General features: G+C 50.6%; 19 protein-coding genes. 9 read left to right on the top strand and 10 right to left on the bottom strand.

Features of this window, described 5'->3' with window-relative positions; genetic code table 11:
- Nucleotides 1–7: 7 nt before the first annotated feature.
- Nucleotides 8–1,444: an aspartate ammonia-lyase gene (gene aspA, locus HBM92_RS22050; protein WP_000069437.1), complete on the bottom strand. Its 1,437-nt coding sequence runs from the start codon at nt 1,442–1,444 to the stop codon at nt 8–10.
- Nucleotides 1,445–1,780: 336 nt separating this feature from the next.
- Here aspA and HBM92_RS22045 point away from each other — a divergent pair, with 336 nt between their 5' ends.
- On the top strand, nt 1,781–2,257 hold the full coding sequence (locus HBM92_RS22045) for an FxsA family protein (RefSeq protein WP_001267445.1): 477 nt from the start codon (nt 1,781–1,783) through the stop codon (nt 2,255–2,257).
- Between the two features lie 15 nt (nt 2,258–2,272).
- Here the strand turns inward: HBM92_RS22045 and yjeH are convergent, their stop codons facing one another.
- Nucleotides 2,273–3,529: an L-methionine/branched-chain amino acid transporter gene (gene yjeH, locus HBM92_RS22040; RefSeq protein WP_000015814.1), complete on the bottom strand. Its 1,257-nt coding sequence runs from the start codon at nt 3,527–3,529 to the stop codon at nt 2,273–2,275.
- A gap of 275 nt (nt 3,530–3,804) precedes the next feature.
- Here yjeH and HBM92_RS22035 point away from each other — a divergent pair, with 275 nt between their 5' ends.
- The 3 genes from HBM92_RS22035 (at nt 3,805) to HBM92_RS22025 (ending at nt 6,279) form a co-directional block, all read left to right on the top strand.
- A complete protein-coding gene (locus HBM92_RS22035) occupies nt 3,805–4,098 on the top strand; it encodes a co-chaperone GroES (RefSeq protein WP_001026276.1) in 294 nt (97 codons plus the stop codon).
- A gap of 43 nt (nt 4,099–4,141) precedes the next feature.
- Nucleotides 4,142–5,788: a chaperonin GroEL gene (groL, locus tag HBM92_RS22030; RefSeq protein WP_000729117.1), complete on the top strand. Its 1,647-nt coding sequence runs from the start codon at nt 4,142–4,144 to the stop codon at nt 5,786–5,788.
- A 137-nt stretch (nt 5,789–5,925) separates the two neighbouring features.
- Nucleotides 5,926–6,279 carry a DUF4156 domain-containing protein gene (locus tag HBM92_RS22025; protein ID WP_000558209.1) on the top strand — a complete coding sequence of 118 codons (354 nt, stop codon included), beginning with the start codon at nt 5,926–5,928 and terminating at the stop codon, nt 6,277–6,279.
- 49 nt (nt 6,280–6,328) lie between these two features.
- Here HBM92_RS22025 and HBM92_RS22020 read toward each other — a convergent pair whose 3' ends face one another.
- Nucleotides 6,329–7,198: a YjeJ family protein gene (locus HBM92_RS22020; RefSeq protein ID WP_001008035.1), complete on the bottom strand. Its 870-nt coding sequence runs from the start codon at nt 7,196–7,198 to the stop codon at nt 6,329–6,331.
- A gap of 234 nt (nt 7,199–7,432) precedes the next feature.
- Complete coding sequence (gene epmB / locus HBM92_RS22015) at nt 7,433–8,461, bottom strand: EF-P beta-lysylation protein EpmB (protein WP_000940551.1); 1,029 nt, start codon at nt 8,459–8,461, stop codon at nt 7,433–7,435.
- A gap of 41 nt (nt 8,462–8,502) precedes the next feature.
- Here epmB and efp point away from each other — a divergent pair, with 41 nt between their 5' ends.
- From efp to sugE, 4 genes are all read left to right on the top strand, one after another.
- The gene (efp, locus tag HBM92_RS22010) at nt 8,503–9,069 is read left to right on the top strand and encodes an elongation factor P (protein ID WP_000257278.1); all 567 of its coding nucleotides are present in this window, start codon (nt 8,503–8,505) and stop codon (nt 9,067–9,069) included.
- Between the two features lie 51 nt (nt 9,070–9,120).
- The gene (gene ecnA, locus HBM92_RS22005; RefSeq protein ID WP_000977757.1) at nt 9,121–9,246 is read left to right on the top strand and encodes a lipoprotein antitoxin entericidin A; all 126 of its coding nucleotides are present in this window, start codon (nt 9,121–9,123) and stop codon (nt 9,244–9,246) included.
- 110 nt (nt 9,247–9,356) lie between these two features.
- Complete coding sequence (gene ecnB / locus HBM92_RS22000; RefSeq protein ID WP_000239596.1) at nt 9,357–9,503, top strand: lipoprotein toxin entericidin B; 147 nt, start codon at nt 9,357–9,359, stop codon at nt 9,501–9,503.
- Between the two features lie 175 nt (nt 9,504–9,678).
- Nucleotides 9,679–9,996, top strand: coding sequence for a quaternary ammonium compound efflux SMR transporter SugE (sugE, locus tag HBM92_RS21995; protein ID WP_000118477.1), 318 nt, complete (start codon nt 9,679–9,681; stop codon nt 9,994–9,996).
- Here the strand turns inward: sugE and blc are convergent.
- From blc to frdA, 6 genes are all read right to left on the bottom strand, one after another.
- A complete protein-coding gene (gene blc, locus HBM92_RS21990) occupies nt 9,993–10,526 on the bottom strand; it encodes a lipocalin Blc (RefSeq protein WP_001238369.1) in 534 nt (177 codons plus the stop codon). The genes sugE and blc overlap by 4 nt on opposite strands.
- Nucleotides 10,527–10,614: 88 nt before the next feature.
- Nucleotides 10,615–11,748, bottom strand: coding sequence for a cephalosporin-hydrolyzing class C beta-lactamase EC-5 (locus HBM92_RS21985; protein WP_001443153.1), 1,134 nt, complete (start codon nt 11,746–11,748; stop codon nt 10,615–10,617).
- Between the two features lie 62 nt (nt 11,749–11,810).
- Entirely contained in the window at nt 11,811–12,170 is a 360-nt protein-coding gene (gene frdD / locus HBM92_RS21980; protein WP_000609663.1) for a fumarate reductase subunit FrdD, read from the bottom strand.
- Between the two features lie 10 nt (nt 12,171–12,180).
- On the bottom strand, nt 12,181–12,576 hold the full coding sequence (frdC, locus tag HBM92_RS21975; protein ID WP_000208757.1) for a fumarate reductase subunit FrdC: 396 nt from the start codon (nt 12,574–12,576) through the stop codon (nt 12,181–12,183).
- A gap of 10 nt (nt 12,577–12,586) precedes the next feature.
- On the bottom strand, nt 12,587–13,321 hold the full coding sequence (frdB, locus tag HBM92_RS21970; RefSeq protein WP_000829498.1) for a fumarate reductase iron-sulfur protein: 735 nt from the start codon (nt 13,319–13,321) through the stop codon (nt 12,587–12,589).
- A complete protein-coding gene (gene frdA / locus HBM92_RS21965; RefSeq protein ID WP_001192980.1) occupies nt 13,314–15,122 on the bottom strand; it encodes a fumarate reductase (quinol) flavoprotein subunit in 1,809 nt (602 codons plus the stop codon). The genes frdB and frdA overlap by 8 nt, the downstream gene beginning before the upstream one ends.
- Nucleotides 15,123–15,446: 324 nt before the next feature.
- Between frdA and epmA the strand changes: the two genes are divergently transcribed.
- Complete coding sequence (epmA, locus tag HBM92_RS21960; protein WP_000004771.1) at nt 15,447–16,424, top strand: elongation factor P--(R)-beta-lysine ligase; 978 nt, start codon at nt 15,447–15,449, stop codon at nt 16,422–16,424.
- Nucleotides 16,425–16,505 lie beyond the last annotated feature (81 nt).

Here is a 16,505-nt window from a genome sequence, read left to right as displayed (position 1 = left end):
TGTACGATTACTGTTCGCTTTCATCAGTATAGCGTTTTGCTTTGTAAGCCGGGTGCATCAGATTCTGTACGGAGAAAATATCGTCAAGTTCCGCTTCAGTCAACAGACCGCGTTCCAGAACGACTTCACGTACACTCTTACCGGTTTCGGCACAGATTTTACCCACGATGTCACCGTTGTGGTGACCGATGAACGGGTTCAGGTAAGTAACGATACCGATAGAGTTGTAAACGTAACCTTCGCACACTTCTTTGTTAGCAGTGATGCCGTTAATGCATTTTTCCAGCAGGTTGTAGCAAGCGTTGGTCAGAATGTGAACGGATTCGAACATGGCCTGGCCAATGACTGGCTCCATAACGTTCAACTGCAGCTGACCTGCTTCTGCTGCCATGGTAACAGTGGTGTCGTTACCGATGACTTTGAAGCATACCTGGTTAACCACTTCCGGAACAACCGGGTTTACTTTAGCTGGCATGATGGAAGAGCCTGCCTGCAGTTCCGGCAGGTTGATCTCGTTCAGGCCGGCACGTGGACCAGAAGAGAGCAAGCGCAGGTCGTTACAGATTTTGGACATCTTCACAGCCAGGCGTTTCAGCGCGCCGTGAACCATAACATAAGCGCCGCAGTCGGAGGTCGCTTCGATCAGGTCTTCAGCCGGTACGCATGGGAAGCCAGTGACTTCAGCCAGTTTTTTCACTGCCAGCGGAGAGTACTCTTTCGGCGTGTTCAGACCAGTACCGATTGCTGTTGCGCCAAGGTTAACTTCCAGCAGCAGTTCAGCGGTACGTTGGATATTTTTCACTTCTTCTTTCAGCAGGATGCTGAAGGCGCGGAATTCCTGACCGAGGGTCATCGGTACTGCGTCCTGCAGCTGGGTACGACCCATTTTCAGGATGTCCTGGAATTCGACAGCTTTACGTTCAAAGCCTTCACGCAGTTGGTTAATCGCATCTACCAGTTTAATCAGGGAAGAGTAAACTGCGATACGGAAACCGGTCGGGTAGGCGTCGTTAGTGGACTGACATTTGTTAACATGGTCGTTCGGGTTCAGGTACTGATATTCACCTTTCTGGTGACCCATCAGTTCCAGACCGATATTGGCCAGCACTTCGTTGGTGTTCATGTTTACGGAAGTACCTGCGCCGCCCTGGTAGACGTCTACCGGGAACTGATCCATGCATTTTCCGTTGTTCAGGACTTCATCACATGCGGCAATGATGGCATTCGCTACACTTTTAGGAATGGTTTGCAGCTCTTTGTTTGCCATAGCTGCGGCTTTTTTAACCATTACCATACCGCGAACAAATTCAGGAATATCACTGATTTTGTTGTTGCTGATATAGAAGTTTTCAATCGCTCTCAGAGTGTGAACACCATAGTAGGCATCAGCTGGAACTTCCCTGGTACCCAACAGATCTTCTTCGATACGAATGTTGTTTGACATGTGAACCTTCTTTTTCAAGCTGCCAATGATTTGCTTTAAACACACAGAATATATGTGGTTTCGAATGTTTTTCGACCGACGATTATCCCCTGCATCGACCGAATACCCGAGATCATATGCTGCTTGAGGATTTCTACCGTAACCTGGATCACTTTAAGTGTCGGTTTTTACCCCTTAATTATTAATTTGTGAAATGGATCACCGCTTTGGGATTACTACCAAAAATAGTTGCGCAAACATCTTGAAATTTTGCTAATGACCACAATATAAGCTAAACGCGATTCGCAACCCATTCAGGTAGCCGGGTTTAACCGGCTGCTATTACAGGAGAAACCTTTGCGCTGGTTACCTTTTATTGCCATTTTCCTTTATGTCTATATTGAGATTTCAATCTTTATTCAGGTTGCTCATGTATTGGGGGTATTGCTGACCCTCGTGCTGGTTATATTCACGTCAGTTATCGGTATGTCACTGGTACGTAACCAGGGCTTTAAGAATTTCGTGCTGATGCAGCAAAAAATGGCGGCGGGTGAAAACCCAGCGGCGGAGATGATTAAAAGTGTTTCGCTGATCATTGCCGGTTTGCTGCTTTTATTACCGGGCTTTTTCACCGATTTCCTCGGTTTGCTTCTTTTATTACCGCCGGTGCAAAAGCATCTGACAGTGAAGTTGATGCCTCATCTGCGTTTTTCCCGTATGCCAGGTGGCGGTTTTAGCGCCGGGACCGGTGGCGGTAATACTTTTGATGGTGAGTACCAGCGAAAGGATGATGACCGCGACCGCCTTGATCATAAAGACGATCGCCAGGATTAATGTCGAAACGCCGGATTATGTGGTTATGCCATTTTCCGGCGTTTTTCGTTTTGGCAGAAACAGCCATAACCCCGCCAGCATGATCAGCGCGTAGAGACTTTTCCAGCCGACCATTGCCAGTAACAGAACGCATAATAGCCCGCCAACCACTGCCAGTAGTCGATAACGTCCTTGCAATAATTTACAGCCTGCCAGCATGCATAACAGATAAATCATAATAAAGATGCCATTGGCATAAATAATAAGAGCGTCCAGATTGATCTCTAAAGCATGAATCACCAACGTGCTCACCACGCAGCAGCCGAGCACCGCATTGAGGGCATTATTCGGAATATGGCGAGAAGAGAGGCGTGCCAGGTAATGGTCAGGATTATGTTGCGCCTGCGACCAGACCAGGCGGGCGAAGCTCTGTATATAAATGTTGAGACTGGCAAAGCAGGCCAGATAGCCAATTACGCAGGCAATCCATAACGCTCCTACACCGAATAACTGCACTACAATTTTGGGAAGCGATGCTGCCGCCGCCATTTGTTCACCATAGGCGTCGAAGTGTAAGACGACTACCGTACAGCCCCAATAGACTAATCCTGCCAGCAGCAGGCCAATCATCAAAGCACGAGGAAAATCACGCTCTGGATTTTTAAATTCCGAGGCAAGATGGGCAAATGCTTCCAGACCGACAAAACACCAGAACATCACTGATAACGCAGCGAATAACCCGGTAAGTTCGATATTTCCTGGCGCAGGGAAGGGGATATTCGCAGGTTTGATATCGCCCGCCCACCAGATAGCGACAATCAGTGCGACGATAAGCCCGGCAATAACTGTTTGTAGATTAGCACTGGAACTGGCACCTCGAGTACCGATATACCACACCAGCGCCAGCGTACCGAGTTCTGCCAACAACAGTTGCCCGCTATGCCAGCCAAACATTGCCTGGCCGAATCCGGCAGCAATTTGTAGCGCGGCAGGCAAACCCACGGGAATGACCGATAAAAACAACCAGCCGGTGACTCGCTCAAGCCGCGAACCAAACGCCATACCGACGAAGTGTGCGACGCCGCCTGCGCTGGGATAGTGGCGACCCAGAATCGCAAACACAATCGCAATCGGGAACACTAAGATAATCAAAACGGGCCACGCCCACAGGCTGTTATTGCCTGCTACTAGCGCAGCTAACGCAGGAACGGCAAACACGCCAGTGCCTAATAATGACGTCGATAGTAGGCCGATGCCCTGGGCCAGCCCCAGTTCTTGTTTGAGTCCACTCATGGGTTGATGTCCGATTGCGCCCAAATTTTGGGCAACTGCGTAGATTTTCGATGGTAGCACAATCAGATTCGCTTATGACGGTGATGAAGAAATAGCGATGAAATGTGAGGTGAATCAGGGTTTTCACCCGATTTTGTGCTGATCAGAATTTTTTTTCTTTTTCCCCCTTGAAGGGGCGAAGCCTCATCCCCATTTCTCTGGTCACCAGCCGGGAAACCACGTAAGCTCCGGCGTCACCCATAACAGATACGGACTTTCTCAAAGGAGAGTTATCAATGAATATTCGTCCATTGCATGATCGCGTGATCGTCAAGCGTAAAGAAGTTGAAACTAAATCTGCTGGCGGCATCGTTCTGACCGGCTCTGCAGCGGCTAAATCCACCCGCGGCGAAGTGCTGGCTGTCGGCAATGGCCGTATCCTTGAAAATGGCGAAGTGAAGCCGCTGGATGTGAAAGTTGGCGACATCGTTATTTTCAACGATGGCTACGGTGTGAAATCTGAGAAGATCGACAATGAAGAAGTGTTGATCATGTCCGAAAGCGACATTCTGGCAATTGTTGAAGCGTAATCCGCGCACGACACTGAACATACGAATTTAAGGAATAAAGATAATGGCAGCTAAAGACGTAAAATTCGGTAACGACGCTCGTGTGAAAATGCTGCGCGGCGTAAACGTACTGGCAGATGCAGTGAAAGTTACCCTCGGTCCGAAAGGCCGTAACGTAGTTCTGGATAAATCTTTCGGTGCACCGACCATCACCAAAGATGGTGTTTCCGTTGCTCGTGAAATCGAACTGGAAGACAAGTTCGAAAACATGGGTGCGCAGATGGTGAAAGAAGTTGCCTCTAAAGCGAACGACGCTGCAGGCGACGGTACCACCACTGCAACCGTACTGGCTCAGGCTATCATCACTGAGGGTCTGAAAGCTGTTGCTGCGGGCATGAACCCGATGGACCTGAAACGTGGTATCGACAAAGCAGTTACCGCTGCAGTTGAAGAACTGAAAGCGCTGTCCGTACCGTGCTCTGACTCTAAAGCGATTGCTCAGGTTGGTACCATCTCTGCTAACTCCGACGAAACCGTAGGTAAACTGATCGCTGAAGCGATGGACAAAGTCGGTAAAGAAGGCGTTATCACCGTTGAAGACGGTACCGGTCTGCAGGACGAACTGGACGTGGTTGAAGGTATGCAGTTCGACCGTGGCTACCTGTCTCCTTACTTCATCAACAAGCCGGAAACTGGCGCAGTAGAACTGGAAAGCCCGTTCATCCTGTTGGCTGACAAGAAAATCTCCAACATCCGCGAAATGCTGCCGGTTCTGGAAGCTGTTGCCAAAGCAGGTAAACCGCTGCTGATCATCGCTGAAGATGTTGAAGGCGAAGCACTGGCAACTCTGGTTGTTAACACCATGCGTGGCATCGTGAAAGTTGCTGCGGTTAAAGCTCCGGGCTTCGGCGATCGTCGTAAAGCTATGCTGCAGGATATCGCAACCCTGACTGGCGGTACCGTAATCTCTGAAGAGATCGGTATGGAGCTGGAAAAAGCAACCCTGGAAGACCTGGGTCAGGCTAAACGTGTTGTGATCAACAAAGACACCACCACCATCATCGATGGCGTGGGTGAAGAAGCTGCAATCCAGGGCCGTGTTGCTCAGATCCGTCAGCAGATTGAAGAAGCAACTTCTGACTACGACCGTGAAAAACTGCAGGAGCGCGTAGCGAAACTGGCAGGCGGCGTTGCAGTTATCAAAGTTGGTGCTGCTACCGAAGTTGAAATGAAAGAGAAAAAAGCACGCGTTGAAGACGCCCTGCACGCGACCCGTGCTGCGGTAGAAGAAGGCGTGGTTGCTGGTGGTGGTGTTGCGCTGATCCGCGTAGCGTCTAAACTGGCTGACCTGCGTGGTCAGAACGAAGACCAGAACGTGGGTATCAAAGTTGCACTGCGTGCAATGGAAGCTCCGCTGCGTCAGATCGTCCTGAACTGCGGCGAAGAACCGTCTGTTGTTGCTAACACCGTTAAAGGCGGCGACGGCAACTACGGTTACAACGCAGCAACTGAAGAATACGGCAACATGATCGATATGGGTATCCTGGATCCAACCAAAGTAACCCGTTCTGCTCTGCAGTACGCGGCTTCTGTGGCTGGCCTGATGATCACCACCGAGTGCATGGTTACCGACCTGCCGAAAAACGATGCAGCTGACTTAGGCGCTGCTGGCGGTATGGGCGGCATGGGTGGCATGGGCGGCATGATGTAATTGCCCTGCACCTCGCAGAAATAAACAAACCCCCGGGCAGAAATGTCTGGGGGTTTTTCTTTTGGTCATCTTTCTAGTATAAGATTCAGACACGGACGACGCGAGTGGCGTCCAGCTCATTGATTATGGGGAATAACATGCACGTAAAATACTTAGCAGGGATTGTCGGTGCCGCGCTACTGATGGCGGGTTGTAGCTCCAGCAACGAATTGAGTGCTGCCGGTCAGAGTGTACGCATTGTGGACGAGCAACCAGGTGCAGAGTGCCAGCTGATTGGTACTGCGACAGGTAAGCAAAGCAACTGGCTTTCCGGGCAACACGGAGAAGAAGGCGGTTCTATGCGCGGCGCAGCAAACGATCTGCGCAACCAGGCGGCTGCAATGGGCGGTAACGTGATTTATGGCATCAGCAGCCCGTCGCAGGGAATGTTGTCCAGTTTTGTCCCGACGGATAGCCAGATTATCGGTCAGGTTTATAAGTGCCCGAACTGATGTGATCCAGAGGCTGGATACTTCCAGCCTCGTAGTAAAACAGATGTGATTATTTCGCCTGTGGTGCAGTTTTGCTGGTGGATTGAACACGTAAGTGATGCAGCGCGCGTAAGCATTGATCCTGGGTTAGCGGTTGGGCGTTATTTGCCGCTACGGTGCGAACATAGACCTGACATGGCACACCCGCGAGTTTTTTCAGTCGGGGGCTGAAATCAAGCATTCGGCGAGTGATCGCCTCCACTTCTTTACCCGGCGTTGCTTCACGCGTTTTCACCACTGCGCCGCTAAATTGTTCATTGCCACTTTCATCTTTAAAGCGGTAAAGCACCGCCAGATAATGGTTGAACAAGTTATGTTTCCATTCCGGTTGGGAATAGGTGTCATATTCCAGATTGCCATTTTCCTGGCAGTCAACGTCGTATAACGGCAGGAAATCTAACAGTGAGGTAATACGTAATGCCAGTTCACGCATTTCCGCATTATTAATTGCATGAATGATTGCTCGCGCCAGCATTTCAATCTGCAACTCATTGACGACTAACTCACATTTGCTACCGTCATGTAGCGTTAATACGAAGGTAAGATTTTCGCCCTGATCATCGGTAAGTTCCAGCGTGTTAACCCGACGATTAATATCGGCATTTTTAAGCTCATCAACCAGAATTTCTGGGATATTTTCTGCCATTTTCTTAATGACTTTATCGCGAGCTTGTTCATACTGAAGGCGTGCAGCAGCATCCAGTTTATGCTTTTGATGCAGACGACTTTCCAGCGCAATCAGAAGGTCGCGCAATTCCATGGCAGACATAAAGAACAACGATTCTTTATTGCGAGGTTCTTTAATTTTCAGCGCCAGTGCAATGAAATTATTACTCTTGCGAATAACACCGGTATTAACACCCTTGATGCTTATGGCCATGTAGGTTCTCCCTAACCATTTCTCAATTAAATAATTAATTTTAGTTTATAAGCCAGATAAATGGGCTTGGTAGTAATAGTTGTTAAAATAACATAAATAGCCGTGCTCACTCTATATAAACAGAAAAGAAAGGTTAATTATTGGTGTTGGTTATATAAAGAGTAACAACAGCAATGTATATGAATAATTAAAGGTTATGCAACGGGCAAAGATTAAACTTCCCTGTTTAATCAGTTACTGCTGGCGTAGCTGGAGATCCAGCGGCGTTTTGCTGGGTTCGCCGCCAATTTCTCGCGCCAGTTTAGGCACCAGATATCCCGACACCAATGTCAGCAACTCACGCATAATCTGCCGTGCTTCGTCATCACTCACCATAAAATGCGCCGCGCCCTGTACTTTATCGAGCACATGCAGGTAATACGGCATCACGCCCGCATCGAACAACGCATTACTCAGGTTTGCCAGCGTTTGCGCGTTATCGTTCACACCACGTAACAGAACGCTCTGGTTCAGCAAAGTAACGCCCACCCGGCGCAACTTAGCCATCGCCTGACGGAATGTTTCATCTACCTCATTGGCATGGTTGATGTGATTCACCAGCAAGATTTGCAGCGTAGAATGTGAAAAGCGTTCAACCAGCGCATCTGTGATGCGTGCCGGGATCACAATCGGCAGACGACTGTGAATCCGCAGACGTTTGATATGCGGGATGGCTTCCAGTTGTGTGAGCAACCAGTCCAGCTCGTGATCTTTCGCCATCAGCGGATCGCCGCCGGAGAAAATCATCTCGTCCAGTTCCGGATGCGCAGCAACATACTCAAGTGCAGTCTGCCAGTTACGCTTGTTGCCCTGATTTTCGGCATAGGGGAAGTGGCGACGGAAGCAATAACGGCAATTTACCGCGCAGCCGCCTTTGACCAGCAAAAGCGCCCGGTTGTGGTATTTATGCAACAAACCAGGCACTACGCTGTGCTGTTCTTCCAGTGGGTCGGTGGAGAATCCGGGGGCGACGACAAACTCATCTTGCGAGGTAAGTACCTGACGCAAAAGAGGATCGTCCGGATTGCCTTTCTCCATTCGATCGATAAATGAGCGGGGCACACGCAGGGCAAACAGCTTTTTGGCGCTGCGTCCGGCCAACAGTTTTTCCTCCGCGTCTATATTCAAAAGACGCAGAAGTTCATCAGGATCGGTCACAACATCGGCAAGTTGCGTTAACCAATCTTCTCTGGATGGGGTATTTAGGGTTACAATATGCGCCATTTTGTGGCTTAGCTACCAATTAACAAATTTCAGAGGGCCTTATGGCAACGTACTATAGCAACGATTTTCGTGCTGGTCTTAAAATCATGTTAGACGGCGAACCTTACGCGGTTGAAGCGAGTGAATTCGTAAAACCGGGTAAAGGCCAGGCATTTGCTCGCGTTAAACTGCGTCGTCTGCTGACCGGTACTCGCGTAGAAAAAACCTTCAAATCTACTGATTCCGCTGAAGGCGCTGATGTTGTCGATATGAACCTGACTTACCTGTACAACGACGGTGAGTTCTGGCACTTCATGAACAACGAAACTTTCGAGCAGCTGTCTGCTGATGCAAAAGCAATTGGCGATAACGCTAAATGGCTGCTGGATCAGGCAGAGTGTATCGTAACTCTGTGGAATGGTCAGCCGATCTCCGTTACTCCGCCGAACTTCGTTGAACTGGAAATCGTTGATACCGATCCGGGCCTGAAAGGTGATACCGCAGGTACTGGCGGCAAACCGGCTACCCTGTCTACTGGTGCTGTGGTTAAAGTTCCGCTGTTCGTACAAATCGGCGAAGTCATCAAAGTGGATACCCGCTCTGGTGAATACGTCTCTCGCGTGAAGTAATGCGGTTGTGGTGCGGCCTGCAGGCTGCACCATCACTTATTCAGGTCAGAGATGATGAAACGCCTTATCGTTCTTGTTTTGCTTGCCAGCACGCTGCTCACGGGCTGTAACACCGCTCGCGGTTTCGGCGAAGACATCAAACATCTCGGCAACTCCATCTCCCGCGCTGCCAGCTAATTTTTCTTCTCTTCCGAAAAATCATCAGATTTCCGTCATTTTTGGCGATGTTGTCTATTATTAATTTGCTATAGGCAAACATAAATAACATTACCTAAAAGGAAGACGTTATGGTGAAGAAGACAATTGCAGCGATCTTTTCTGTTCTGGTGCTTTCAACAGTATTAACTGCCTGCAACACCACGCGTGGCGTTGGTGAAGACATTTCTGATGGCGGTAACGCGATTTCTGGCGCAGCAACGAAAGCGCAACAATAAGCAATAACGGTACGACAGCTGTGTCGTGCCGTTTGTTTTTTCTGTGATAGTCATAAAGGTAATAGTTGAAATTCCCCTGCCACCTGGCAAAATATCCGTTCAACCATCAGCTTTGCAGGACGACCTGCAAACGCGTCTTTTCACCGGGGACGGCCCCAATTTTCCGGAGCCTGATATGTCCTGGATTATCTTAGTTATTGCTGGTCTGCTGGAAGTGGTATGGGCCGTTGGCCTGAAATATACTCACGGCTTTAGTCGTTTGACGCCAAGTGTTATTACCGTGACGGCGATGATTGTCAGTCTGGCGCTACTTGCCTGGGCGATGAAATCGTTACCAGTAGGGACGGCTTATGCCGTGTGGACGGGTATTGGCGCAGTCGGCGCGGCCATCACCGGCATTGTGCTGCTCGGTGAGTCCGCTAACCCGATGCGCCTGGCGAGTCTGGCGTTAATCGTATTGGGGATTATTGGTCTGAAACTCAGCACTCATTAACTACCGGGCTGCTGTACCCAAATAAACTTACTGACATCAAACCCTTCCCGGGTCGCGACTGCCAGCATCTCCTGTTTCACTTCGTCAGAAATGGTTGGCGTGCGGGAGAGTATCCACAGGTAGTCGCGGTCCGGGCCGCAAACCAGCGCATGGCGGTATTCCCGATCGAGTGCAATAACGTTATAACCGCCATAGAAAGGACCAAAGAATGACACTTTCAGCGCAGCGCGAGTTGGTGCGCCGGTAAAGTACGCTTTCCCTTCACTCTGCTGCCACATTTCTCTGTCAGGGTTATAGCCTTTATTAATGACATTCAGGCCGCCGTCATCACGCAGGCTGTATGTTGCGGTGACTTTTTCCAGTCCACGTTCAAAGCGGTGATCAAAACGGGCAATCTCATACCAGGTACCGAGATAACGTTTAGCGTCGAAATTATTCACTACGGTCACGCCACGCGGCGGCGTAGGGGAACTGCAGGCAACGACCAGAAATGCAGCTGTCGCTGCGGCAACGAGAGGGAGCAGGCGCATAAATGTTTCCTTACTGGTTTTTTTCTAAGTGTAGATGACAGCAAGGAAAAGCGGAGAAAAGGTCCGAAAATTCGGACCCGATGAAATTTTACTGTAGAGCGTTGAGAATCTGCCAGGCGGCGGCGACTCTCGCTGGATTGGGGTAGTTTTTGTTAGCCAGCATCACGATACCCAGCTCTTTTTCTGGAATAAACGCGACATAGCTACCAAATCCGCCGGTCGCCCCCGTTTTATGTACCCATGATGCGCGTACTGCAGGAGTTGGGGGCGTAATCGGTTTTACGGGGCGTGCTGCCAGTGCAATTTTATTGTCACTGCCGTTAATGATGATGTCAGGATTTACCGGCCAGTCCAGCATTTCCCAGCCCAGACCCTGATACATATCGCCGGTTTGCCAGTAGCGAGATTGTGCCAGTTGTATCCCTTGTTGAAGTGTTTTCTCATTGATATCAAGGGGTTTTAAATTGCTTTGCACCCAGCGGGCCATATCTTCAATGGTCGACTTCACACCATAAGCTTCAGCATCTAACGCCCCTGGCGAAACATGTACTGCCTTACCTTCGCGATATCCCCAGGCGTAGTTCTTTTCTTCTGCGGACGGTACATTAATCCACGTATGATTGAGTTTGAGTGGCTGGAAGACACGAGTTTTCATCGCCTGCTCAAAACTCAAACCAGACGGCTTCACAGCCAGTGCGCCGAACAAACCGATACTGGAGTTGGCATACAGACGTTGTGTTCCTGGAGCCCATGCAGGCTGCCAGTTTTGATAGAAGCGCAGCAAGTCGCTTGAGGATTTCACCTCATCCGGCACCTGCAATGGCAGGCCGCCAGCGGTGTAGGTTGCGAGATGTAATAGTGTGATCCCATTCCACTGTTTAGCGGTAAGTTCAGGCCAGTATTTTGTTGTGGGATCGCTTAACTTGATTTCCCCTCGAGCAATAGCGTCGCCACCAAGCACGCCCGTAAATGTTTTGCTGACCGAACCTAACTCAAACAACGTTTGCTGTGTGACGGGCTGCTTTTTGGCGATGTCCGCATAGCCCCAGGTAAAGTAATAAGGTTTACCCTGATAAATTACCGCTACCGCCATACCGGGGATCTTTTGTTGCTCTATAAGCGGGGTAATTGTGCGATGCACAATATCGTTGATTTGTTGAGGGGCGGCAAATGTGGAGCAAGAGGCGGTAATTAATAAGGTGCAGAGCGTCGTTTTGAACATAGGGTCTGGTTTCCATACAAAACGGCCCGCCATAGGCGGGCCGGATTTACATTGGCGATGCGTTAGATTGTAACGACACCAATCAGCGTGACAACTGTCAGGATAGCAGCCAGACCGTAGAAAACCCATTTACCCGCAGGTACGTGGATTTTCAGATCGTGCATCGCGTGGTGCATACGGTGTAAACCACACCACAGCGGCAGAACGATCATCAGGAACAGGAATACGCGACCAATGAAGCTCTGCGCGAACGCCAGAACGCGCTCGTAGCTCAGTGCATCACCCGGAAACAGCCCTAGCGGCAGCAGAATACCAACCAGCAGGATCATCACCGGCGCAATGATGGCGCTCCACATACCACCGGCCCCGAAGAGGCCCCAGAATACCGGTTCGTCAGAACGCTTTGGATTTGGATTAATCATCTCAGGCTCCTTACCAGTACAGGGCAACAAACAGGATTACGATGGTGGCAACCACAGTTACCGCCCAGAGACTTTTGATAATTGGCTCTGGTCCCATTTTTTCGTCTTTTACAATGATATTGGCTGCTTTTGGTGCCAGCTCAAACCAGGTTTTGGTGTGCAGCAGGGCTGCCGCCAGAGTGATCAGGTTAATGATCACGATAACCGGGTTTTGTAAAAAGTCGACGAATCCCGCCCAGGCTTCCGGGCCATTTTTCAGGGCAAACAGCCCGAAAATCAGTTCAATGCTGAACCACACAGCCGGAACCGCCGTGCCTTCGCGCAGCATGTAAAAGCGATAAAACGGCAATTTTTTCCACCAGGTGGACGTCATTGGCCGTACATACGGTTTACGTTTAGTCGTCATGTTGCACTCCTTAGCGTGGTTTCAGGGTCGCGATAAGAAAGTCTTTCGAACTTTCTACTTTGCCCTGCTGAATGGCCGCAGCCGGATCGACGTGTTTCGGGCAGACTTCGGAGCAGTAGCCCACGAAAGTACAGCTCCATACGCCGTTCTGGCTGTTCAACTGCGCCATACGCTCCTTCTTACCGTGGTCGCGGCTATCTTCGTTATAACGATGCGCCAGCGTAATGGCAGCCGGACCGATGAACTCTGGGTTCAGGCCAAACTGCGGGCACGCGGCGTAGCACAGACCACAGTTGATGCAACCGGAGAACTGGTGATACTTCGCCATCTGCGCCGGGGTCTGGATGTTAGTACCCTGATCCGCGGTGCGGGAGTTGCCGATGATGTACGGTTTGATCGCTTCCAGACTTTCGATGAAGTGAGTCATATCGACCACCAGATCGCGTTCAATCGGGAAGTTAGCTAACGCTTCAACCTTCATACCGTCGGTGTAATCACGCAGGAAGGTTTTACATGCCAGTTTTGGCACGTTGTTAACCATCATGCCGCAGGAGCCACAAATCGCCATACGGCAGGACCAGCGGTAGCTCAGGTCCGGTGCCAGGTTGTCTTTGATGTAGCCCAGCGCATCCAGTAATGAGGTAGTTGCGTCATAAGGCACTTCATAGAATGCGCTATGCGGTGCGGTATCGACTTCCGGGTTATAGCGCACCACCTCAATTTTCAGGTTTTTCATCTCAGCCATTCGCCTTCTCCTTCTTATTGGCTGCTTCCGCCTTATCGGCTGCATCCGCTTCGCCACCGTAAACACGTTTAGCTGGCGGCAGCGTAGTAATCTTCACGTCGCTGTACTCCAGGCGAGTCGTGCCATCAGCATCGCGGAAGGCGAGGGTGTGTTTGAGGAAGTTGACGTCGTCACGCTCGGTGCAACCTTCGTCCAGACGCTGGTGCGCGCCGCGGGACTCTTTACGTGCCATTGCGGAGTGCGCCATACATTCAGCAACGTTCAGACCGTGGCCCAGCTCAATGGTGTAGAGCAGGTCGGTGTTGAACACGCTGGAAGTGTCGGTGATGCGCACGCGCTTGAAGCGTTCCTGCAGCTCTGCCAGCTTGTCGATGGTTTTCTGCATCAGTTCCGGCGTACGGTAGATACCGCAACCTTCTTCCATTGCCATGCCCATTTCGTCGCGGATCTTAGCCCAGTTTTCGCCGCCATCCTGGTTAACCAGATCTTTCAGACGTTGTTCAACGCCAGCTGCCTGCGCTTCAATTGCCGCTTCGTTGCCATTACCGGCAGTTGCTGCACGCTCTGTCGCTTGTTCACCGGCCAGACGACCGAAGACCACCAGTTCCGCCAGCGAGTTGGAGCCCAGACGGTTCGCACCGTGCAGACCAACAGAGGAACATTCACCCACGGCGAACAGACCTTTAATGCGGGTTTCACAGTTCTGATCGGTTTCGATACCGCCCATGGTGTAGTGTGCGGTCGGACGTACCGGAATCGGTTCTTTAACCGGATCGACGCCAACGTACGCTTTCGCCAGTTCGCAGATGAACGGCAGACGTTCATGCAGTTTTTTCTCGCCGAGGTGACGCAGGTCGAGGTAAACCACATCGCCACGTGGCGTGGAGATGGTGTTGCCTTTACGCCATTCGTGCCAGAAGGCCTGAGAAACTTTGTCGCGTGGACCCAGTTCCATATATTTGTTTTTCGGCTCGCCCAGCGGAGTTTCCGGGCCCATGCCGTAATCTTGCAGATAACGGTAGCCATTTTTGTTGACCAGAATACCACCTTCACCGCGGCAGCCTTCGGTCATCAGGATACCGGAACCTGGTAGACCGGTTGGGTGATACTGAACGAATTCCATGTCACGCAGCGGAACGCCGTGGCTTAGCGCCATACCCATACCGTCACCGGTAACGATGCCGCCGTTGGTGTTGTAACGATAAACGCGACCCGCACCGCCGGTAGCCATAACGACCGCGTTAGCACGGATCTGCACCAGCGTGCCTTCCATCATGTTCATTGCTACCAGGCCGCGAACATGACCATCATCAACCAGAATATCCAGCACGAAATGTTCGTCAAAACGCTGGATCTGCGGGAATTGCAGAGAGGTCTGGAACAGCGTGTGCAGCATATGGAAGCCGGTCTTATCGGCGGCGAACCAGGTGCGCTCGATTTTCATGCCGCCGAAGCGACGTACGTTGACGCTACCATCCGGGCGACGGCTCCATGGGCACCCCCACAGTTCCAGTTGGGTCATTTCGGTTGGGCAGTGGTGGACGAAATAATCCACGACATCCTGCTCACACAACCAGTCGCCACCCGCTACTGTATCGTGAAAGTGATATTCGAAGCTGTCATGATCCTGCGCGACAGCGGCGGAGCCCCCTTCTGCAGCAACGGTATGGCTACGCATCGGGTATACTTTTGAGATTAGTGCGATTTTTGCATTTGGATTTGCCTGCGCGGCAGCAATTGCAGCACGTAATCCCGCGCCACCGGCGCCTACAATGGCAAGATCGGCTTGAAAGGTTTGCACGACATTCCTCCAGATTGTTTTTATCCCACAGCCCCGTACTTCAGGGTAAGTGCCTGAAAGTTACGGTCTGCGAACGCTATTCCACTGCTCCTTTATAGGTACAACAGTATAGTCTGATGGATAAGTCTGAAATTTGACGAGATCGATTTTTTTAGTGCGCAAGAGGGCTAAATTATCACTGAAGATGATTAATTTAATTACTAAACCATCAGATCGTGCTTTTTTTAGTCACTGCCCACCGTTGTGTTATTCCTGCGTAAAATTTGTCTCGCCGTCGCGTTGCGAGTAGACTTCGTGCCCTTGTCAAAAACTGGAGATTTAACTATGAGCGAAACGGCATCCTGGCAGCCGAGCGCATCCATTCCTAACTTATTAAAACGCGCGGCGATTATGGCGGAGATCCGTCGTTTCTTTGCCGATCGTGGAGTGCTGGAGGTGGAGACGCCTTGTATGAGCCAGGCGACGGTAACCGATATTCATTTGGTCCCGTTTGAGACACGTTTCGTTGGCCCCGGGCATTCGCAGGGGATGAATCTCTGGTTAATGACCAGCCCGGAATACCATATGAAGCGCCTGCTGGTTGCCGGTTGTGGGCCGGTATTCCAGCTGTGCCGCAGCTTCCGTAATGAAGAGATGGGGCGTTATCACAACCCTGAGTTCACTATGCTTGAGTGGTATCGACCGCACTATGATATGTACCGGTTGATGAACGAGGTGGACGATCTCTTGCAACAGGTGCTGGACTGTCCGGCAGCAGAAAGCCTTTCTTATCAACAAGCTTTCTTACGTTATCTGGAAATTGACCCACTCTCTGCCGACAAAACGCAACTGCGGGAAGTGGCAGCGAAACTGGATTTGAGCAACGTTGCCGATACTGAAGAAGACCGCGACACGCTTCTACAATTGCTGTTTACCTTTGGCGTAGAGCCAAATATTGGCAAAGAAAAACCGACCTTTGTGTACCACTTTCCAGCCAGCCAGGCATCACTGGCGCAAATCAGTACCGAAGATCATCGGGTCGCTGAACGCTTTGAGGTTTATTATAAAGGTATTGAGCTGGCGAATGGTTTCCATGAATTGACGGATGCCCGTGAGCAGCAACAACGCTTTGAACAAGATAACCGTAAGCGCGCGGCGCGCGGTTTGCCGCAGCACCCCATTGACCAGAATCTGATTGAAGCCTTGAAAGTCGGTATGCCTGACTGTTCCGGCGTGGCATTAGGTGTTGATCGTCTGGTGATGTTGGCGCTGGGCGCGGAGACACTGGCTGAAGTCATCGCCTTTAGCGTTGACCGGGCATAATTCTGAAAAATTACTGAATTAACAGCGAAGAATGGCGTGATAAGCGCCATTCTGTAGCATATGTTTTCATTTTTCCGCTAA

It is taken from the genome of Escherichia sp. E.sYA108, assembly GCF_011754335.1.
Taxonomy (GTDB): domain Bacteria; phylum Pseudomonadota; class Gammaproteobacteria; order Enterobacterales; family Enterobacteriaceae; genus Escherichia; species Escherichia coli.
Note: the sequence above shows the minus strand (reverse complement) of the source record. Positions and strands in the feature narration are given on the sequence as shown.